This window comes from Rugosimonospora acidiphila, from assembly GCF_039543385.1.
Taxonomy (GTDB): Bacteria; Actinomycetota; Actinomycetes; order Mycobacteriales; family Micromonosporaceae; genus Rugosimonospora; species Rugosimonospora acidiphila.
Genome location: NZ_BAABJQ010000011.1, coordinates 199,793 through 219,217 on the forward strand (window position 1 = coordinate 199,793; position 19,425 = coordinate 219,217).

Consider the following 19,425-nt stretch of genomic DNA (forward strand, 5'->3'; position numbering starts at 1 on the left):
TTGCCGACATGGCTGAGGACGACCGGGTCAAGCAGGCATGCGCGTATCTGCGCCTGCTGTTGCTGCGCCCCGGCGAGTACCGGAGCCGGTGGACACACACCGTCCCGGCCATGGACGGCGTCCGGTTGCCGGCGCCCGGCGCCCGGACGGCCCCCGGCCGCGACGCCGAGTCCAGCCGCATCGACTACCCGGCGGTCGCGGCGGTGCTGCGCGGCGGCGAGCCCGGCCCGTGGCACATTTCCGTTGATACCGTGCACCGGGCGCTGACCGGCGTCGAGCTGAGCCGGGAGACCCTGGAGCGCTTCATCGACGCCTTCGGGTTCACCAACCGGCACGCGAACCGGCTGCGCGAGGTGCTGCGCGGCACCGCCGCCACCCGGGTCATCACCGGCGACGCGGTCCGCCCCACCGAGCTGTACCGGGCCGGAGGCCAGCCCGGGTACGAAACGCTCGCCCTGCACGAGGTGCACACCCTGGGCCCGGACGGGCGGCCCGCCGAGCACCAGACCATTCAGGTGATCCGCTCGACGACCGACCGGCTCGAGTCCTACCCGTACCGGTTCGACACCAACGAGCTGACCGTGGACGTAACCCGGGGCGGACAGGTCGGCCGGCACGTCTACCGGGTCTCCGATTCGCTCTACGCGGTGGACATCCTGCTGACCCGTCCGCTCGCGAGGGGCGAAAGTTCGCTCATGCAGTACCACACGACATTCTTCTACCACTCGCAGCCGGCCGCCGAGTTCCGCCGCGGCCTGGCCCGGCCCACCCGGGACGTGAGCATCTGGGTGACCTTCCACCCGCAGCGGCTGCCCGCGCGGGTCTGGGCCGCCAGCTGGGACGGTCTGGACCAGGGCAGGATCCTCGAACGCGAGCAGGTCGACCTGGACGAGCAGCGCTCGGTGCACCGCCGCTTCGACGTGGTCGAGCGCGCCATCGTCGGCTTCCTCTGGGAGTGGTCCTGACCGGACCGCGTGGCGATCGCGCCACGACGGGATCGCGCCGCCACGCGCCGATCGGTAGCGTCGGGCCATGACTCAACCGAATCCGGGCCTGGAGCCGATCGACGAGTCCTGGTCGACCGCGCTGGCGATCGTCGCGCACCCCGACGACCTGGAGTATGGTGCCGCCGCGGCCGTCGCGCGCTGGACGGACCAGGGCAAGCGGATCGTGTACTGCCTGGCCACCAGCGGGGAGGCGGGCATCGACGGCATCGAGCCCGAGCGGTGCGGCCCGCTGCGCGAGGAGGAGGAGCGGGCCGGCGCGGCGCTGGTCGGCGTGGACGTGGTCGAGTTCCTCGGATACCCGGACGGCATGATCGAATACGGTCTGGACCTGCGGCGCGACATCGCCCGCGCGGTGCGCCGGCACCGGCCGGACGTCGTCATCATCGGCAACCACCACGAGACCTGGCGGCCGGGCGCGTACAACCAGGCCGACCACATCGCGGTGGGCCGGGCGACCATCGACGGGGTCCGGGACGCCGCCAACCGCTGGGTGTTCCGCGAGCTGCTGGACGAGGGGCTGCAGCCGTGGAAGGCCGCGAAGATCCTGGTCGGCCACAGCACCCTGTCGACCCACGGCGTGGACGTGACCGGGACGTTCGTCCGCGGCGTCGCCTCACTCCAGGCCCACACCGAATACCTGCGCGGCCTGGGGCCGGGCCCGATGAGCGACCCGGAGGAGTTCCTGGAGGCGGTCAATCGCGCGGATGGTGCCCGGCTGGGCGTGCGCTACGCCGTCTCCTTCGAGGTCCTCGACGTCTGACCGTCGTCGCGAAGCACGCATGGCAGTAGGCAATCATCGCCGAGGATCCTCCGGGCCATGCCGAAGGGCCCTCGGCGATAACAATCCCTGTCCGCTACACCGGTGCTCTCGACGGGCCCGGCTCGGCGCGGCTAGCGCCGCGCGACGAGCCCGGACGGGTCGGTCGGCGGATCAGTGGGAGCCGGTCCAGTAGCTGTACTTTCCGCCAGCCGGGAGTGCCTTGACGTAGACGCCCTTCGCGCTGCTGGGGTCCATCGTGACGTCCCAGTAGTCCGCCTCTGAGAGAAGCGAGTGAGTGGCGCCCACGTAGTAGAACATCTCGCTGGGGGAGTTGGTGTCGCAGGGCGCCTGCCACATGGTGCTGTTCGCGAGCCCGAAGCTGTAGTGCAGGCACTTCCCGGACGACCGGCTCTTGAGCAGCTTGAATCCGTCGGTGTAGCTGGTCTTGACCCAGGACCAGTCCTGGGAGTTGCCGTAGGTGCAGGTGTCGGCCCACACCGACGAGCCCGAGGACACGCCGGCGGTGATGCACTTGCCGGTGGCGTCATTCCTGAAGTTCCAGTAGGTGGTGGCCGCGCTGGCGGGCGACGCGGACAGGGAGAGTGTCGCGCCGATGGCGGCGGTGGCGAGTGCCGCGACCAGGCTGACGCGCTTACGCAGGAGAGTACGAATCGTCACGGTTGGATCTTGAAGTGAGAGCATGACGTGTCGCCTATTTGATCACTACGGCGTGGCAACGAACCGGTAAACAAACCTAACCTCGACGCGGTGCCGGTGCTCCGGGTAACCGTGTCTTCCGCCAGTGGGCTGGCGCCTGAACCCGGCCCACGGCCGCGATCTGGCGGCCGGGGCCGGGCTCGTGCTCCGTAGGGGTTAGCAGCCGATCCGGCCTGCTCCCAGCGCGACGTCGTCGAACCACAGGGTGTCCGCGCCGTCGCCGTACGCCTCCCAGCCCAGCCGGAAGTCGGCCAGCTGCGGGCGCCAGTTGCCGCGCGACAGCCACTGGCCGTCGACGTCCTGCGTCGGCGTGCCGTCCTCGTGCAGCCCGGCCACGTCGGCGCCGTTGACCCAGGTCTGCATGGTGCCGTTGGCGCCGTTCACCATGAACTCCACGCAGGTCCACTGGTTGACCGGCAGCGGCACGGACAGCGCCACTCCATTCGGGCTCTGTTCGGGCAGGGTGGCGTCATCGGACTGGCGATTCCATTGCAGGGCACCGTTCTGTCCACCCATCCGTAGGTCATTGCCGCCGTCGGCCGAATCGCGCATGGCCGCGAACGCCACGTGCGCGGCCGGCAGCGCGGTGGTGTGGCGGACGTAGAAGCGGGCGTACCAGACCGATCCGACGCCGGTCAGGCTCCGGGTGGGCCCGACGAACACGTGGTTGCAGTAGCCGGCGGCCCCGTTGACGCGCAACGACTTGCCACCCGCGTGCGCGGTGGTGGTGTCGATGGTCGCGGAACCCGCGCCGGAGCAGTTCGGGTAGCTGACCGCCCAGTCGCCGGTGGGTGCGCCGGCGGTCTGGCCCTCGAACCCGTCGCACACCACGGCCGAACCGCACCCGGCCGGCGGGTTGGTCGGCGGCGCGCTGGTGGGCGGCACGGCGGTGGGGGTCGGTGACGGGCTGCGCGAGGGCATCCGGGTCGGGCTCGGGCTCGGCGAGGGGGAGCGGGTCGGGCTCGGGCTCGCCGAAGGCGAGCGGGTCGGGCTCGGGCTCGCCGAAGGCGAGCGGGTCGGGCTCGGCGAGACCGAGGGGCTGGCCGGGGTGGCCGCGCACCCGGAGCCGGTGACGGTCAGGTCGGTCGGGGTCGGATTGCTCCCGCCCGACGTGCCCTGCACGCCGAACTCGGTGGTGGCGCCCGGTGCCAGGTCGGCGTTGTAGCTCAGGCTGGTCGCGGTCACCGACCCGCCGGCCTGGCCGACCTGCGCGCTCCACCAGGAGGTGAGCTGCTGACCGGCGGTGTACGTCCAGGTGACCGTCCAGCCGTGCACCGCACTGGTACCGGCGGTCACGTCGATGTACGCGACGAAGCCGCCGGTCCACTGGTTGACCCGGTACGTCGCCTGGCAGCCACCGGCGGCGGCAGCACCCTGCGCCGGGGCCAGTACCGCCACCGTAGCCGCGCCGAGCGCCACGGCCACGGCCGCGGCCGCCGCGGGCAGGCGGCGTCGAGAGATTCGCATGGGATCCGTCCTCAACACTCATGGGCGGCGCGCAGCTGAGCGACCAGCTTGTCCACGCCGAGTCGATAACTGTCCATAGTGGACTTACTGGGCTGGTACCGCCACGATCCGCCGGTGAAGAGCAGGCTGGCGGTGCCGGACTGGGCGCCGCGCTTCCAGTCGATGTCCACCTCGCCGTCGCCCGCCGGGTGCGTCGCGACCACCTCGCCCGGCACGCCCTTGGCCGGGCAGTCCGTGTTCAGCGCGACGAAGTCGGCACGGGAGATGGACTGCTGGGCCGCCTGGCTCCACAGGTCCCAGGCCCCGCCGTAGTCGCCACCCGCCAGCAGCCCGAACTCGGTCTGCGCGGTGGCCGTGGCCGCCTCCGGGTTCCGCACGGCGGCGGCCCGGTTGGCGGACGCGGCGCTACCCGGGCCACCGGCCGGCCGGTCGTCGGAGCAGCCGGACAGCCCGACCACGGCGAGGCACAGCAGGGCGCAGGACAGCAGGACGGGCATGGAGCGCACGGGCCTTCTCCGATCGGTACGCCGGTATCCGGCCGGGGGAGCCTCCGGCCGGGTACGCGGGGGTTCAGTTGGCCAGCCGGTTGGTGCCGTAATGCTGGATGAGACTCGTGTTCGAGGACAGGTTCAGGTCGGCGGTGAAGCGGATCGAGTCGCGGAGCTGTTCCAGGGTCAGCGCCGCGGCCGGGGCCGCCCCGATCTGCCAGGCGAAGGTCTCGTTCGGGTACCCGGTCTGCTGGGCCGCGGCCACGTCGTGGAAGCCGAGGCGCACGATGTAGAACGAGGTGCCGTCGCCGCGCGGTACCTCCAGGTAGTCCGACTGCGGGTGCCCGGTCGCCTCCTGGTTGAAGTAGTAGTGCTGGTCGGCGTGGGACGGCCCGCGGAAGATGATGACCGCGCAGTCCACGTTCAGCGGCTTGCTCGACTTGTTCGTGAAGGTGAGCTGGTAGGTGCCGTACCACTGGTTGCCGTTGAAGGCCACCTGCGCCGACAGCGGCACGTTGCTGGTGAACGCGGTGGTCAGCGGCTCGGACAGGATCGGGTTGGCGCCGGACAGGGGGTAATCCACCCCGTGGCTGCAGCGCTCCAGTTGGCTGCCGTAGTCAGACGGGTTCCCGGCCGGGGCCTGTTGGGTGAAGGTGGCGGGCCCGGCGCTGACCGCGGTGGTCTGGGTCACGTCCGCGGTGGCCCGGGCCGAGTGCGCCACCTGCCAGGCGATCGTGACGAGCAGGAGCAGGGCGGCCGCTAGCGGGAAGGCTTTCGTGAGCCGGCACTTGGGCCGGATCAGCAAGGCGGCGCTTGACAGTCGCCGCCGGTTGGCGATGCGATTCATCGAAGATCCTCCGGTGCGTGCGCGACCGCTGCCGCCGGCGGTCGCGACCCAGCGAGGCGGGCACGAAGTGGAGGCAGGGCCGTCTACCAGGGATGCCCTGCGGGGAACGGCGGGCGCGGCCGATGCTGGCTCCCATGCGCGCTCGGCCCGGCGTCCGTCCGGTTTCCACAGTCTGGCCGGAGCCCGCCTTACATGCAAGAGTTTCGATGTATTTTCGGGTGCGCCACCAACCGGTGCGCCATTCCTCGGCGCGCTACTCCTCGACCAGGGCCGGGTGCCGCGGATCGTCCATCCGGACCACCACCTCGGCCAGGCTCTCCGGGTCCACCTCGTCCCGGTACCGGTCGAACGCCGGCAGCGTCCAGCGCAGTTCGTCGCCGGTCCGCCGGGCCAGCGCCGCCGGCGACTGGGCGCAGTGCACGACGAGGTCGAGGTCGAGTCCGGCGCCCTGAAGCAGCGGGCCGGACAGCAGCAGCACGCCGCCGGTCGAAACGTCCACATAGGACGGGCGGCTGGATCGGTCGGTTTCCGGGTTCCAGAACGTGGTCACGATGCGTCCCGAGCCGCCGGGCGCCAGCGGTCCCAGTACCTCACGGGACAGTGCGGCCAGGTCGAACCACCGCTCGTAGTACGAGTCCGGGTTGTCGCGCCCCAACTCCAGGCGTACCGACGCCGGGCGCATGAAGTCGCCCAGGTCCACCCGCACCGCCTGCCGGCCCAGTACCCGCAACGGATCCACCATCGCGTCGGCCACCGCACCGGGCGCGGCCGACGGCGCCCCGTCGAACCCGACCCGCACCCAGCCGCCGGTGGTGGTGGAGTCGATCCGCCCGGCCAGCTCGTCGACCAGCCGGGCCGGGGTGACCGGGCGGATCCTCACACCGTCAGGACGAGCTTGCCGCGCACGTGCCCCTTCGCGAGCAGCCGCTGCGCCTCGGCCGCCTGCGCCAGGGGGAACTCCTGCTGCACCTCGACCAGCAACTTGCCCTCGTCGGCCAGCTTGCCCAGGTACGCCAGCCCGTCGCCGTCCGGCCGCACGAACGTGTACCGGCCGCCCTGCTCGAGCGCGGTCTTGGCATCGACGATCGAGCCGTGCCGGGCGGCGTCGCGCACCACCTGAGCGGACTGGGTCAGCGCCTCGCCGCCGACGTAGTCCAGCGCCACGTCGACCTTGCCGTCCCCGCCGACCGCCGCGGCCAGCTCCTCCGGCAGGTCCGGACCGTAGCTCAGCGGCTGCGCGCCAAGCGAGCGCACGAAGTCGTGGTTGCCCGGCGACGCGGTACCGAAGACCCGGGCAGCACCCATCGCGACGGCCAGCTGCACCGCGATGTGGCCGACCCCGCCGGCCGCGGCGTGCACGAGCACGGTGTCGCCGGCACGCACGCCGACGTCCCGCAGGGACTGCAGCGCGGTCAGCCCGGCCAGCGGTACCGCGCCGGCCTGGGCGAGGCTCAGCGATGCCGGCCTGCGGGCCACCGCCCGGTCGGCGACGACCACCTTCTCGGCGTAGGTGCCGAACTGCACGCTGTCCTTGCGCGCGTACGCGTACACCTCGTCGCCTGCGGCGAACGCGGTCACCGCCGGACCGACCGCGGCCACCACGCCGGCCACGTCCCAGCCGGGGATCAGCGGGGTGTGGTGCGGGAACGCGCCGCGCAGGTACCCCTCGCGGATCTTGTAGTCGACCGGGTTCACGCCGGCCGCGCGCATGTCGATGAGCACGCCGTCCGGCGTGAGCAGCGGGTCCGGCAGGTCCCGCAGGGACAGCACCTCCGGTCCGCCGAACTCGTCCAGCGCTATGGCCTTCATGCCTTCTCCAGAATTTCGTCGATCTCGGCCAGCTCGGTGTCCGAGAAGGTGAGGTTGGACAGCGCGCCGAGGCCGTCCTCCAGCTGCCGTACGCTGCTGGCGCCGATCACCACCGAGGTCATCCGCGGATCGCGCAGCGTCCAGGCCAGCGCCATCTGGGCGAGGCTCTGCCCGCGCCGGCCGGCGACCTCGTTCAGCGCGCGGATGGTGGACAGCCGCTGCGGCGTCAGGTCGCGCTCGCTCAGGAACCGGCTGGTGCGCGCCCGCGAGTCGGCCGGGATCCCGTCCAGGTACCGGTCGGTGAGCAGGCCCTGCGCCAGCGGCGAGTACGCGATCCCGCCGACCCCCTCGGTCTCCAGCACGTCCAGCAGCCCGCCCTCGACCCAGCGGTTGAACATCGAGTAGCTCGGCTGGTTGATCAGCATCGGGGTGCCCAGCTCGCGCAGGATCCGGGCGGCCTGCGTGGTCTGCTCGGGGGAGTAGTTGGACACGCCGGCGTACAGCGCCTTGCCGGCCCGCACCGCCGAGTCCAGGGCACCCATCGTCTCCTCAAGCGGGGTGTCCGGGTCGAACCGGTGCGAGTAGAAGATGTCCACGTACTCCAGGCCCAGCCGGCGCAGCGACTGGTCGAGGCTGGCGGTCAGGTACTTGCGCGACCCCCACTCGCCGTACGGCCCCGGCCACATGTCGTACCCGGCCTTGGTCGAGATGATCAACTCGTCGCGGTACGGGGCGAGGTCGCTGGCCAGGATGCGGCCGAAGTTCTCCTCGGCGCTGCCGTACGGCGGGCCGTAGTTGTTGGCCAGGTCGAAGTGCGTGACGCCGAGGTCGAAGGCGCGTCGGGAGATCTCGCGCTGCACACCGAGCGGGCGCTCGTGCCCGAAGTTGTGCCACAGTCCCAGAGAGATCGCCGGCAACCGGACGCCGCTGCGTCCGGACCTGCGATAGATCATGCTGTCATACCGGTCGTCAGCCGCGGTAAAGGTCACGACTGAAAGCCTAGTAGGCGGATGAGGCCCGGCGGTCCGGGGTCGGTTGTCCGCTTCGTCGCGCTGGTGCCTGTTTCATCCGCCGGTGCCCCGGGCCGGGTCACGGGATGCGGGCGACCGCCCCGTAGAAGCCGGTCTCGGCCGGGGTCGGCCGGGGCGGTTGCTCGTCCCGCGCCCGCCAGTCGGCCACCGACACGATGCCGGGGTCGATCAGGTCCAGCCCGTCGAAGAACGCCCCGAACTCCGCCTTGCTGCGCGGCCGGAACGGCTCCGGATCGCTGGCCATCATCCCGTGCAGGTGATCGACGGTGGCCACGGGCAGGTGGTCGAACGTGACGTGCGACATCACCAGGTAGCTGCCCGAGGGCAGGGCCCGCACCAGCGGCGCGACGAGGCCGTACGGGTCGTCCGCGTCCACCACGAAGTGGAGCACCGCGACGAGCATCAGCGCGACCGGTTGGGACAGGTCGAGGGTGCCGCGCAGGTCGGGGTGGGTCAGGATCTCGTGCGGCTTGTGCAGGTCGGCGTCGAGGTAGGCGGTGGCGCCCTCGGGGGTGCTGGTCAGCAGCGCGCGGGCGTGGGCGAGGACGATGGGGTCGTTGTCGGCGTAGACGATGCGGGCGTCGGGTGCGATGCCCTGCGCGATCTCGTGGGTGTTGGGGCTGGTGGGGATGCCGGAGCCGATGTCGAGGAACTGGCGGATGCCGGCCTCGCCGGCCAGGTGGGTCACGGCCCGCCGCATGAAGCGCCGGTTCTCCAGCGCCGCGGTGCGCACCGTGGGGAACACCGCGAGCACCTGCTCGGCGGACTCACGGTCGGCGGCGAAGTTGTCCTTGCCACCGAGCAGGTAGTCGTAGCGCCGGGCCGGGTGCGCCACCGTGGTGTCGACGCGCGGATCGAGCCCCCGCAGGTGCGCGACCGTGGTGTCGACCCGCGGATCGAGCCCATGCGCGTCGAACGGCGATTCTCCCTGCTGATCGCTGACGTTGCTCACGCGCGCCCTCCGGTCGCTCATCGCCGGCCACGCCGGCCGCCCTCACCGGCCACCTCACCGGCTGTCCCCGCCAGGGCCCGCCCCCGTGAGCGGTGCCATCGGTCTATGTAAGCGTTCCCATGTTAACGGAAGGCACGACCGGGTATCACCCGCGAAGAGCCCTCAGGGAACGCGAGCGACGGTGGCGTAGCAGCTCACGTCGGCGGCGGTGGGACGCGGCCGGGGCTCGTGCTCGGCCCGCCACTCGGCCAGCGGCACGATGCCCGGCTCCACGAGGTCGAGGCCCTCGAAAAACGACCCCAGCTCCGCCTTTGACCGCTGGCACAGCGCCTCGGCCTGGGCGACCCGGCTGAGCTGGTTGACGGTCTTCGGCGGCAGGAAGTCGAACGAGACGTGGGACACGACCAGGTAGCTGCCCGGCGCGAGAGCGCCGACCAGGCGGTCGACCACGCCGGACGGGTCGTCCGAGTCGGCGAGGAAGTGCAGCACGGCGACGAGCATGAGCGCGACCGGCCGGGACAGGTCGATGGTCTGGCGCAGCTCCGGGGCGGCCAGGATCAGCTCGGGCTCGCGCAGGTCCGCGTCGACGTACGCGGTGGCGCCGTCGGCGGTGCTGGACAGTAGCGCGCGGGCGTGGGTGAGCACGATGGGGTCGTTGTCCACGTAGACGACGCGGGCGTCGGGTGCGATGCCCTGCGCGATCTCGTGGGTGTTGGGGCTGGTGGGGATGCCGGTGCCGATGTCGAGGAACTGGCGGATGCCGGCCTCGCCGGTCAGGTGCGTGACCGCGCGGCGGAGGAAGGCGCGGTTCTCCGTCGCCCACAGCCGAACGGTCGGGAAGGCCGCGATGATCCGGTCGCCGGACTCGCGGTCAGCGGCGAAGTTGTCCTTGCCACCGAGAAAATAGTCGTAGCGCCGCGCCGGGTGCGCCACCGAGGTGTCGACGCGCGGATGGAGCCCCCGCGGGTGCGCCACCGAGGTGTCGACGCGCGGATGGAGCCCCCGCGGGTGCGCCACCGAGGTGTCGATCCGGGACGCCGCAGTGCCTGGTTCGACCTCTGCTTCCCGCTGCTGAGCGCTCACTGTTCCCCCCTTTGCCCGATCCCCCGTTCGACCTGACCGTTCCAGCGGGCTCGCCCCGGCAGTCGCGCCACCCCTGCGGCTGGTAGCGCTTCCAGGTCGGCCATGCCCAACCTCTCGCCAGGGAAAACGCGGCGGAAGGCGACGGGGATTCGGCTCTGGGGTCGGCCGACCGGGCTCAGTTCACCGGGCTCGGCGGACCCGCACTCGGCCTTTCGGGCCCAGCCGATCGAATGCGGCCGCCCGGGTTCAGCCGTTCAGGTTCGATCGATCGGGGCTCGGCCGACTGCGGCTCGGCCGATCGGGGTCCGGCCGGTCGGGGCTCAGCCGAGATCGGGGCTCAGCCAAGATCGGGGCTCGGTCGAGATCGGTGCTCAGCCGATTCTGGCGATGCCGGCGAGGCCGCCGACCTCGGCGGACGTGGGCCGGGGCTGCGGCTCGTGCTCCGCGCGCCACTCCTGCACCGGAACGACGCCGGGGTCCACCGGGTCGAGCCCGTCGAAGAACGTGGCGAACTCGGCGGTGCTGCGGGCGCGGAACGGCTCGGAGCCGACGATCTGGTTCAGCCGATCGGCGGTCTCCCGGGGCACGAAGTCGTACGTGACGTGGGAGAGGACCAGGTAGCTGCCCGGCGCCAGGGCCTGGATCAGCGGTGCGATCAGGCCGTGCGGGTCATCGCTGTCGGGGATGAAGTGGAGCACGGCAACGAGCATCAGCGCGACCGGTTGAGACAGGTCGAGGGTGCCGCGCAGCTCGGGGTGAGCCAGGATCTCGTGCGGCTTGTGCAGGTCGGCGTCCAGATAGGCGGTGGCGCCCTCGGGGGTGCTGGACAGCAGCGCGCGGGCGTGGGCGAGCACGATGGGATCGTTGTCCACGTAGACGACGCGGGCGTCGGGTGCGATGCCCTGCGCGATCTCGTGGGTGTTGGGGCTGGTGGGGATGCCGGTGCCGATGTCGAGGAACTGGCGGATGCCGGCCTCGCCGGCCAGGTGCGTGACCGCCCGGCGGAGGAAGGCGCGGTTTTCCATGGCCCAGGTGCGCATCGTGGGGAACGCTTCGATGAGCCGGTCGGCGGACTCGCGGTCGGCGGCGAAGTTGTCCTTGCCGCCGAGCAGGTAGTCGTAGCGCCGGGCGGGGTGCGCCACCGAGGTGTCGATGCGCGGATGGAGCCCCCGCGGGTGCGCGGCCGAGGTGTCGATGCGCGCTGCGACCGACCGCGGATCCCTCGCCCCGGATCGCTGATCATCTACCCGTTGGTCATCCACCCGAGCCTCCCCCGGATCGCGGCGCTGTGGCGCTGGCCATCGTAGCGGCGAATCCGCTCGCCGTGGGGCAGCGCGCGGTGACGGTAGGGAACCCGCGCGGGTCCGAGGGCGTGGCGCCGGGGTGGGCGGCCGGGCAACCCACGCTCGCCTGTCAGGCCACCTGCCCGTCAGGCCACCCGGGCGACCGCGGCGTACCCGGCCACGTCCGCGGCGCTCGGCCGGGGCGCCGGCTCCCGCTGCAACCGCCACTCGGGAGTCGGCACCAGGCCGGGGTCCACCGGGTCGAGGCCGGACAGCAGAGTCTCGATCCCCGCCCTCGGGCGGGGGTAGAAGCCCTCCGCGCTGGTGAGGCTCCGGATGTGCTCGGCCGCCCGCGCCGGCATGAAGTCGAGGGTGGCGTGGGACAGCACCAGGTAGCTGCCCGGCGCCAGGGCCTGGATCAGCGGTGCGATCAGGCCGCGCGGGTCATCGGTGTCGGGGATGAAGTGGAGCACGGCAACGAGCATCAGCGCGACCGGTTGGGACAGGTCGAGGGTGCCGCGTACGTCGGGATGCTCCAGGATCCTCCGGGGCTCGCGCAGATCCGCGTCGACGTACGCGGTGGCGCCCTCGGGGCCGCTGGTCAGCAGCGCGCGGGCGTGGGCGAGCACGATCGGGTCGTTGTCCACGTAGACGACGCGGGCGTCGGGTGCGATGCCCTGCGCGATCTCGTGGGTGTTGGGGCTGGTGGGGATGCCGGAGCCGATGTCGAGGAACTGGCGGATGCCGGCCTCGCCGGCCAGGTGCTCCACCGCCCGGCGCAGAAACCGTCGGTTCTCCAGGGCGGAGACGCGCGCGGTCGGCAGCGCGGTCATCATCCGGTCGGCGGACTCGCGGTCGGCGGCGAAATTGTCCTTGCCGCCGAGGAAGTAGTCGTAGCGCCGCGCCGGGTGCGCGACACTGGTGTCGATCCGTGAGGTGGCCGGCTGGGTACCGGTCGGAGTCTCGTCCATCCGTGCCTCTCTCGCAGCGGTTCCGGCAGCATAGCCGCGGCCCGGAATCGGACCGGGCCGGCCCCGGGCGGCTACTTGCGGGGGGCCAGGCCGGCGGCGCGGTAGATGTCGTCGATGACGCGCATGTTCGCGACCCCGTCGCGGGCCGAGGTCGGCACCGGGGCGTCTTCGCGCACCGCCGAGACGAAGGCGCGCAGCTGGTGCGTGTACGTCGACTCGCCGGCCACCCGTTCCCGATGGGTACGTCCGCCGGAGTGCCAGGTCAACCGGTGGTACATGCCGGGCATCAGGTAGTTGAACACGCGCAGCCAGCCCGCGTCGCCGGTGACTCGCAGGGACAGCCCGAGCAGGTGCCGGGACCACAGGCTGGCGATCAGCTCGCCGGTCGCGCCATCGGGAAAGTCGAGCCGGGCGGTCATCGCCCGGTCGACGCCGGGGGAGCGCAGGGTGGCGCGCGCCGAACTGACCTTGGGCTCGCCGCCGATCAGGCGCAGCGCGTTGACCGCGTAGCAGCCCGCGTCCATCATGGCGCCGCCGGCCAGATCCAGCCGGTACCGGATGTCGGAGAACCGGGGCAGCGGGAAGCACATCGTGGCGCGCACGTGCCGCACCGCGCCGATGGCGCCCTCGTCGATCAGCCCGCGCACCCGGGCCATCACCGGGTGGTACCGGTAGTGGAACGCCTCCATCACCACGAGGCCGGCCGCGTCCGCCGCGTCGGCCACCTCGCGCGCCTGGTCCTCGTTGGAGGTCAGCGGCTTCTCGCACAGCACGTGCTTGCCCGCCGCGAGCGCGGCGAGCGTCCACCGGGCGTGCAGCCCGTTGGGGGTCGGGATGTAGACCGCGTCCAATTCGGGGTCCGCGAGCAGTTGGTCGTAGTCCGGATGAACGCGGGGGATCGAGTGCCGGGCGGCGAACGCCCGGGCGCGCTCGGGATCCCGGGCGGCGACGGCGGCCACCATCGCGTCGGGCACCGCCCGGGCCGGTTTGATCAGTGCCGCCGGGGCGATCCGGGCCGCGCCCAGCACACCGAACCGTAGAGTCGTCACGCCGGAAATCTACCGCCGTCAGGCCGGCACCCGGTGCGCGCCTCGCGTGAACTCGGACCGCCGATCGCGAATAAACCTACTATTCCGATGGGTTTTGCTGGTACGATGGGGCCATGAGCTCGGCGCTGCTGGATCCAATGTGGATTTCCCGTCGCGGGCAGCACTTCGACGGCGCCTGTCCGGTCCGGGCCTCTCGCACTCCCTGACCGCCCGCCCTTCGTAGCTGCCCCTTTCCCTGGCCGCCCAGTCCCGTGGCCGTTCGGCCTCGTGAGGCCACCTGCCCCGGTGGCCGCCGGCCGGCTCGGGCTGCCGGCCCGGCCGGCGCCCTTGGCACCGTTGGAGTTCATCGTGTTGGCAACCGTCCCATCCCCGTTGAGCATCACCGTCCACCCGCGCCCGCGCCGCGCGCTGACCGCCGCCCGCCATGGTGCGTGGGGCCCCGGCGGCGCGGCTGCCGGCGAGCCCGATGCGCGCCGCGCGCCGGATTCCGCGCCGGATGAGTCGGCGGCACCGGCCGCCTCGATAGCGGTCACCGTGCGGATCGACCTGCCCGGCGGGTCGATACCGCCGGAGGTGGCAGGGTTCATCGAGAGCCTGCGCGGGCTCGCCGGCTCGGCCGCCGTGACCCTCGCGCCGACCGGCGCACGCAACGAGGCGCGGACCGGCGCACCCAACCAGGCGCGGACCGGCGCCGTCAACGAGGCGCCGGCCGGCGCGTCAATTGCGGCGGCGTCCGGCGCCGCGCCCGCCGCCGTCGCTCTCCTGTCAACCGGCGCCCCCTCGGTCGCCACGGCGCCCGGGGGTCCGGCCGATGCCGCCGACCCCGCCAACCCGATCGGTGCCGTCGCTACCGCCGGCGCGGTGGGGGCCAGCGCGACCGGGAGCGCCGTCGCGCCCGGTCCCTCCCTGCACGTCCACCTCGACTCTCGGATGGTGCTGCGCGCCGGCGCGCCGATCCGGCTGACCCGCCGCGAGTACGACCTGCTGGCCTTTCTGTGCCGGCACCCGCGCCGGGTGTTCAGCCGCTCCCAACTGCTGAGCCAGGTCTGGGGGTACGAACTGGTCAGCGGCCAGCGCACCGTGGACGTGCACGTGCGCCGGCTGAGGATGAAGCTGGGCGAGCCGGGGCCGGTCATCTCGACCGTGCGGGGCGTCGGGTACCGGCTGGACGACGCCGGCCAGGTGGCGGTGCTGGACGGTGCGCCCGCCCGTACTTGACACCATCGATCACCTCCACTATTTATATGTCGATACAGATCGATGTCAACGTTGTCTCCCACAGCGACGAACCGGGGGAGCTTCGGTCGGTTCGAGACAACGTTGTCAACGGTCGCTCCCTGAGGAGGTCGACATGTCCCGAAGCCCGACCCGTGCCCTGCTCAGTGCCCTGTCCACCGGTCTGCTCGTGGTCGCCGGGCTGGCCGCCACCGGCACCGCGGCACACGCCGCCACGCTCAACCTCACCCAGTACGTCAACCCGTTCATCGGTACCGACGACAGCAACGCCCCGAACCCAGTACCGGGCGGCGCCGGCGGCAGCACCTACCCCGGTGCCGAGGTGCCCTTCGGCATGGTGCAGTTCAGCCCGGACACCCCGACCGCGTCCCCGTCGGGCTACCGGTTCGCGGACACCAGCATCGAGGACTTCAGCCTGACGCACTTCGACGGTGCCGGCTGCCCCAACAACGAGGACCTGAACCTGCTGCCCATCACCGGCGGCATCGGCACCTCGCCCGGCACCGGGTGGACCAGCTACGCGTCCGGGTACACCAAGGCCAACGAGTCCGCCGCGCCGGGCTACTACAAGAACCGGCTGGACAAGTACTCGACGACGGTCGAGCTCGCGGCCACCACGCGCACCGGGGTGGCCCGGCTGACCTACCCCGCCACCACCAGCGCGACGCTGCTCATCAACACCAGTCGCAGCGCCACCGGCAGCCGCAGCGGCTCGGTGACGATCAGCGGCTCGACGGTCACCGGCAACACCACGGCGGGCGGGTTCTGCGGCTCGTCCAAGACGTACCCGATCTACTTCGCCATCCAGTTCGACCGGGCGCCCGCCGCGCACGGCACCTGGAGCGGCGGTACCGTCTCGGCCGGCTCCGGGTCGACCAGCGGCACCAACACCGGCGCGTACGTCACCTTCGACACCACCGGCAACTCGACCGTGCAGGCCACCATCGCGCTGTCCTACGTGAGCGTGGCCGGGGCGCAGGCCAACCTCGCCGCCGAGCAGGCGCCGTTCGACACCGTACGGGCCAACGCGAACACCACCTGGAACACCATGCTCAACCGGGTCCAGGTCTCCGGCGGCGCGACCGCCGACCTGCAGAAGTTCTACACGGCGCTGTACCACGTGTTCCAGAGCCCGAACGTGGCCAGCGATGTGAACGGCCAGTACTCCGGCTTCGACCACACCACCCACACCGCCAGCGGCATGACCGTCTACCAGAACTACTCCGGCTGGGACATCTACCGTTCCTGGTCGGCGCTGGTCGCGTTCGTGGCGCCCGACGTGATGACCGATGTGGTGAAGTCCATGGTGCTCGACGGCCAGCAGGGCGGCCTGCTGCCCAAGTGGTCGCAGGAGAACGCCGAGGACTTCGTCATGACCGGCGATCCCGGACCGATCATCGTGGACAGCGCGTACCAGTTCGGGGTGCGCAACTTCGACACCGCCACCGCACTGTCCCTGATGGACAAGTCCAGCAACGGCGGCACCACGCAGGGCAGCTCGATGCGGGGACGGGAGAGCGAGTACCTGTCCAAGCACTACATCGGCGAGGACCCCTCGGACTCCCTGGAATACTCCGCGTCCGACTTCGCCATCGCCCAGTTCGCCAAGGCGCTGGGCAACACCAGCCTCTACAACACCTACTCGACCCGGGCGCAGTACTGGCAGAACACCTTCAACCCGGACTCCTCCTACGTCAGCCCGCACAACAGTGACGGCTCCTGGGCGTGGCCGGTCAACCCGGCCAGCAACAGCGGGTACACCGAGGGCAACCCGGCCCAGTACACCTGGATGGTCACCTACGACTTCTCCGGCCTGATCAACCTGATGGGCGGCGCGCCCACCGCCGTCCAGCGGCTCAACCAGCACTTCACCCAGGTCAACGGCGGCCTCACCACGCCGTACTTCTACATCGGCAACGAACCCGAGCACGGGGTGCCGTGGGCGTACAACTTCGCCGGTGACCCGGCCGGCACCGCCGACGCGGTACACAAGGTGATGAGCCAGGGCTTCAACACCGCGGCCGGCGGGCTGCCCGGCAACGACGACCTGGGCGCCACCTCGGCCTGGTACGTGTGGGCCGCGATGGGCATGTACCCGGCCACCCCGGGCGCGGACACCCTCGCGCTGCACGGGCCGTCGTTCCCGTCCATCCTGATCCAGCGCGCGAGCGGCAACGTGACGATCACGGCCAGCGGCTCCGGTTCGTACGTGCAGTCGCTGTCGGTCAACGGTGCGGGTACCACGCACAACTACGTGCGCTACCCGGACCTGGCGGCCGGTGGCACCCTGTCGTACACGATGGGCGCCTCGCCGAGTTCGTGGGGCACCGGCGCCTCCGACGTGCCGCCCTCGTTCCCCGACGGGGCCGCGCAGCCACCGGCCGCGCCGAACCTGGGCACGAACCTGGCGCTGGGCCGGCCGACCACCGCCTCGACGGCGTGCGCGTCGACCGAGGGCAGCGCCAACGCGGTGGACGGATCCCTGGCCAACAACAGCAAGTGGTGCTCCACGACGGCGAACGCGTCGCTGACCGTCGATTTGGGCTCGGCGCGGACCGTCGGCTCGTTCGTGGTCAAGCACGCCGGCCTCGGTGGCGAGTCGACCGGCTGGAACACCGGCGCGTACACGATCGCCACCAGTACCGACAACAGCACCTGGAGCACGGCCGTCACGGTGACCGGATCCCGCGCCAGCCGCACCTACAACCCGATCGCCGCCCGGTCGGCCCGGTACGTGCGGCTGACCACCACCACCCCCACCAACAACGGCAACAACGCCGCCCGCATCTACGAGCTGGAGGTGTACGCCTCGGGCGGTGGCACCGGCACCGGCGGTGGCACCGGGACCGGTCCGATCACCGGCCTGGCCGGCAAGTGCGTCGACGTGGCCAACAGCGGGACGACCGACGGCACGCACGTCCAGCTCTACGACTGCAACAACACCGGTGCGCAGACCTGGACGGTCAATTCCAACGGCAGCCTGTCCGCGCTGGGCAAGTGCATGGACGTGACCAGCAGCGGCACGGCCAACGGCACGCTGGTCCAGCTCTACACCTGCAACAACACCGGCGCGCAGGTCTGGTCGCCGCAGTCAGGCGGGACGCTGCTGAACCCGAACTCGGGCCGCTGCCTGGACGTGCCCGGCGGCAACACGGCCAACGGCACGCAGCTGGAAATCTGGGACTGCTCGAGCGCCACGAACCAGCAGTGGCACCTGCCGTCCTGACCCGATGAACCGGCCGGGGCGCCGCGCCACGGCGCCCCGGCCGGTAGAACTGTCAGCCACCGGCTGGGCGCTACGTCACCTGGTCGTCCCGGAACTGGTGCATCGCGGCCTCCTCGGCGGCGGCGCCACCGCCCGCGGCGCCCGCGTCGTAGCCGATCTGGTCGCTCTCGGTGTCGTTGTATCCGCCCTCGTCCGGCTGGACGATGCGGCCCACCCGGCCCTCCTGGAGCGGGTCCAGCCCCGGCCGGTCGTACATCGACACCTGCGATCCCGTCTGCGGGTCCGGTGATTCCGCGTCGCTGTCCTGGAAGTGGGTGGTGGGCAGCCCGGCCTCGGTCACCTCGGGCTCCTCCCGGGCCAGCCGGGACTCCAGGTCCTGCCCGGCGAGCTGTTCGTCGGGGGTGAGGCCGAACTCGTCCAGGGCCATCGGGCCGTCCTCGCGGTCGCCGGGCAGCGCCATCGAATCCTCGCCCTCGGCGATGCGCCCCGAGCGCGAGTCGACCTCGTCGTAGGCGGTCGAGTCGTCGTCGGCGACCTCGGGGATGCCGTCCGCGGCGGGGTCGACGAGCTTGCGAGGGTAGGTGTCGTCGGTACGCATGTCCGGTTGGGTACCCGGGGGCGGGCCGGTCAACCCCCCCGGCCGCGATCATCACCGCCGCGGTCGGTGGTTTCGGGATTGCCGGGATTCTCGCCGCCCTGTCGGTCGCCGCTCTCTCCGCCGCCGCTGCCCTGTCCGCCGCTGCCCTGCCCGTCGCCGCCCGGATCCTGTGCGGGCTTGGCCTTCGTCGGCCCCGGCCCTCGGTCGGACGCCGGGTCCACGCCCTCCTTGACCGGCAGGCCCCGATACTCCAGGTCGTCGTCGAACCGGTCCGCCCAGCGGCGCGCGTCGAGGATTTTCAGCCCGGGTATCCGGCCGAATTCGAGCACCAGCAGCAGCAGGGCGCAGCCGACCGTGGCGGCGACCAGGAAGCCCTCGCCGCACGCGGAGCCGATCGTCGCGGTCGCGAAGATCGCCGCGGCCGTGGTGATGCCGCGCAGCACGTCGCCTTCCTGGGTGGCCACCCGGAACACCAGGCCGCCGCCGATGAACCCGACACCGGTGACGGCACCCACCAGGGCGTTGGGGCTGCCGTGCCCGGCCAGCACGCCCACCAGCGCGGTACCGACCCCGATGAGCGCGAAGGTGCGCTCACCGGCCGGTGAGCCGCGTAGCTCCCGTTCGTACCCGAGTGCGTAGCTCAGCACGAACGCGACCAGCAGCCGGACCACCACCTCCAGCGGGCGTTCCCGCGGGGACTCGCCGTCGACGGCCAGCGTGGTCAGCCCGGGCGCGCTGAGCAGCAGCCCGGTCCCGGTCAACGCGACCGCTCCGGGGCGGAGCGGCCCGAGGCGGTGCGCCGGCCGCGCCGGGCCGCCGCCGTCGCCCCGGCCGAACGGGAGGCCCCCGTCGCGCCGGCCGAACGGGAGGCTGCCGCCGCTCCGGCCGAACGGGAGGCTGC

The 19,425-nt window shown here is 71.9% G+C and carries 18 protein-coding genes; 4 read left to right on the plus strand and 14 right to left on the minus strand.

Annotation, left to right across the window (positions count from 1 at the left end; all coding sequences use genetic code 11):
- Positions 1–8 precede the first annotated feature (8 nt).
- Positions 9–965, plus strand: a complete 957-nt coding sequence (locus tag ABEA87_RS20090; RefSeq protein WP_345631638.1) for a hypothetical protein — start codon at positions 9–11, stop codon at positions 963–965.
- 67 nt (positions 966–1,032) lie between these two features.
- Entirely contained in the window at positions 1,033–1,767 is a 735-nt protein-coding gene (locus tag ABEA87_RS20095) for a PIG-L deacetylase family protein (RefSeq protein WP_345631640.1), read from the plus strand.
- A 171-nt stretch (positions 1,768–1,938) separates the two neighbouring features.
- Here the strand turns inward: ABEA87_RS20095 and ABEA87_RS20100 are convergent, their stop codons facing one another.
- The 12 genes from ABEA87_RS20100 to ABEA87_RS20155 all read right to left on the minus strand — a co-directional run bounded on the left by ABEA87_RS20100 (position 1,939) and on the right by ABEA87_RS20155 (position 13,464).
- Complete coding sequence (locus tag ABEA87_RS20100) at positions 1,939–2,445, minus strand: RICIN domain-containing protein (protein WP_345631642.1); 507 nt, start codon at positions 2,443–2,445, stop codon at positions 1,939–1,941.
- A gap of 195 nt (positions 2,446–2,640) precedes the next feature.
- Entirely contained in the window at positions 2,641–3,951 is a 1,311-nt protein-coding gene (locus ABEA87_RS20105; protein ID WP_345631643.1) for a cellulose binding domain-containing protein, read from the minus strand.
- Between the two features lie 11 nt (positions 3,952–3,962).
- Positions 3,963–4,457 carry a hypothetical protein gene (locus ABEA87_RS20110; RefSeq protein ID WP_345631644.1) on the minus strand — a complete coding sequence of 165 codons (495 nt, stop codon included), beginning with the start codon at positions 4,455–4,457 and terminating at the stop codon, positions 3,963–3,965.
- 64 nt (positions 4,458–4,521) lie between these two features.
- On the minus strand, positions 4,522–5,286 hold the full coding sequence (locus ABEA87_RS20115) for a hypothetical protein (protein WP_345631646.1): 765 nt from the start codon (positions 5,284–5,286) through the stop codon (positions 4,522–4,524).
- A gap of 253 nt (positions 5,287–5,539) precedes the next feature.
- A complete protein-coding gene (locus tag ABEA87_RS20120; RefSeq protein ID WP_345631648.1) occupies positions 5,540–6,166 on the minus strand; it encodes a nucleoside/nucleotide kinase family protein in 627 nt (208 codons plus the stop codon).
- The gene (locus ABEA87_RS20125) at positions 6,163–7,095 is read right to left on the minus strand and encodes an NADP-dependent oxidoreductase (protein WP_345631650.1); all 933 of its coding nucleotides are present in this window, start codon (positions 7,093–7,095) and stop codon (positions 6,163–6,165) included. Before ABEA87_RS20125 ends, ABEA87_RS20120 begins: the two co-directional genes overlap by 4 nt.
- On the minus strand, positions 7,092–8,084 hold the full coding sequence (gene mgrA / locus ABEA87_RS20130; protein ID WP_345631651.1) for an L-glyceraldehyde 3-phosphate reductase: 993 nt from the start codon (positions 8,082–8,084) through the stop codon (positions 7,092–7,094). Before mgrA ends, ABEA87_RS20125 begins: the two co-directional genes overlap by 4 nt.
- A gap of 100 nt (positions 8,085–8,184) precedes the next feature.
- Positions 8,185–8,994, minus strand: coding sequence for an SAM-dependent methyltransferase (locus ABEA87_RS20135; protein WP_345631735.1), 810 nt, complete (start codon positions 8,992–8,994; stop codon positions 8,185–8,187).
- 246 nt (positions 8,995–9,240) lie between these two features.
- A complete protein-coding gene (locus ABEA87_RS20140; RefSeq protein WP_345631737.1) occupies positions 9,241–10,053 on the minus strand; it encodes an SAM-dependent methyltransferase in 813 nt (270 codons plus the stop codon).
- Positions 10,054–10,532: 479 nt separating this feature from the next.
- Entirely contained in the window at positions 10,533–11,357 is an 825-nt protein-coding gene (locus ABEA87_RS20145) for an SAM-dependent methyltransferase (protein ID WP_345631739.1), read from the minus strand.
- A gap of 233 nt (positions 11,358–11,590) precedes the next feature.
- Complete coding sequence (locus tag ABEA87_RS20150) at positions 11,591–12,415, minus strand: SAM-dependent methyltransferase (protein ID WP_345631652.1); 825 nt, start codon at positions 12,413–12,415, stop codon at positions 11,591–11,593.
- A gap of 71 nt (positions 12,416–12,486) precedes the next feature.
- The gene (locus ABEA87_RS20155; protein WP_345631654.1) at positions 12,487–13,464 is read right to left on the minus strand and encodes a Gfo/Idh/MocA family protein; all 978 of its coding nucleotides are present in this window, start codon (positions 13,462–13,464) and stop codon (positions 12,487–12,489) included.
- A gap of 348 nt (positions 13,465–13,812) precedes the next feature.
- Here ABEA87_RS20155 and ABEA87_RS42665 point away from each other — a divergent pair, with 348 nt between their 5' ends.
- Together ABEA87_RS42665 and ABEA87_RS20165 are read left to right on the plus strand one after the other, a co-directional pair.
- Positions 13,813–14,682, plus strand: coding sequence for a winged helix-turn-helix domain-containing protein (locus tag ABEA87_RS42665; protein ID WP_425570915.1), 870 nt, complete (start codon positions 13,813–13,815; stop codon positions 14,680–14,682).
- Between the two features lie 133 nt (positions 14,683–14,815).
- Positions 14,816–17,926 carry a GH92 family glycosyl hydrolase gene (locus ABEA87_RS20165; RefSeq protein WP_345631656.1) on the plus strand — a complete coding sequence of 1,037 codons (3,111 nt, stop codon included), beginning with the start codon at positions 14,816–14,818 and terminating at the stop codon, positions 17,924–17,926.
- Between the two features lie 70 nt (positions 17,927–17,996).
- Here ABEA87_RS20165 and ABEA87_RS20170 read toward each other — a convergent pair whose 3' ends face one another.
- The gene (locus ABEA87_RS20170) at positions 17,997–18,524 is read right to left on the minus strand and encodes a DUF5709 domain-containing protein (protein WP_345631658.1); all 528 of its coding nucleotides are present in this window, start codon (positions 18,522–18,524) and stop codon (positions 17,997–17,999) included.
- A 29-nt stretch (positions 18,525–18,553) separates the two neighbouring features.
- Complete coding sequence (locus ABEA87_RS20175) at positions 18,554–19,285, minus strand: MgtC/SapB family protein (protein WP_345631660.1); 732 nt, start codon at positions 19,283–19,285, stop codon at positions 18,554–18,556.
- Between the last annotated feature and the right edge of the window lie 140 nt (positions 19,286–19,425).

Bases quoted from the DNA above. Each gene is read 5' to 3' on its own strand.
- ABEA87_RS20090 (WP_345631638.1), top strand. From the start codon at position 9: ATGGCTGAGGACGACCGGGTCAAGCAGGCATGCGCGTATCTGCGCCTG.
- ABEA87_RS20095 (WP_345631640.1), top strand. From the start codon at position 1,033: ATGACTCAACCGAATCCGGGCCTGGAGCCGATCGACGAGTCCTGGTCG.
- ABEA87_RS20105 (WP_345631643.1), bottom strand. From the start codon at position 3,951: ATGCGAATCTCTCGACGCCGCCTGCCCGCGGCGGCCGCGGCCGTGGCC.
- ABEA87_RS20115 (WP_345631646.1), bottom strand. From the start codon at position 5,286: ATGAATCGCATCGCCAACCGGCGGCGACTGTCAAGCGCCGCCTTGCTG.
- ABEA87_RS20125 (WP_345631650.1), bottom strand. From the start codon at position 7,095: ATGAAGGCCATAGCGCTGGACGAGTTCGGCGGACCGGAGGTGCTGTCC.
- ABEA87_RS20150 (WP_345631652.1), bottom strand. From the start codon at position 12,415: ATGGACGAGACTCCGACCGGTACCCAGCCGGCCACCTCACGGATCGAC.
- ABEA87_RS20165 (WP_345631656.1), top strand. From the start codon at position 14,816: ATGTCCCGAAGCCCGACCCGTGCCCTGCTCAGTGCCCTGTCCACCGGT.
- ABEA87_RS20170 (WP_345631658.1), bottom strand. From the start codon at position 18,524: ATGCGTACCGACGACACCTACCCTCGCAAGCTCGTCGACCCCGCCGCG.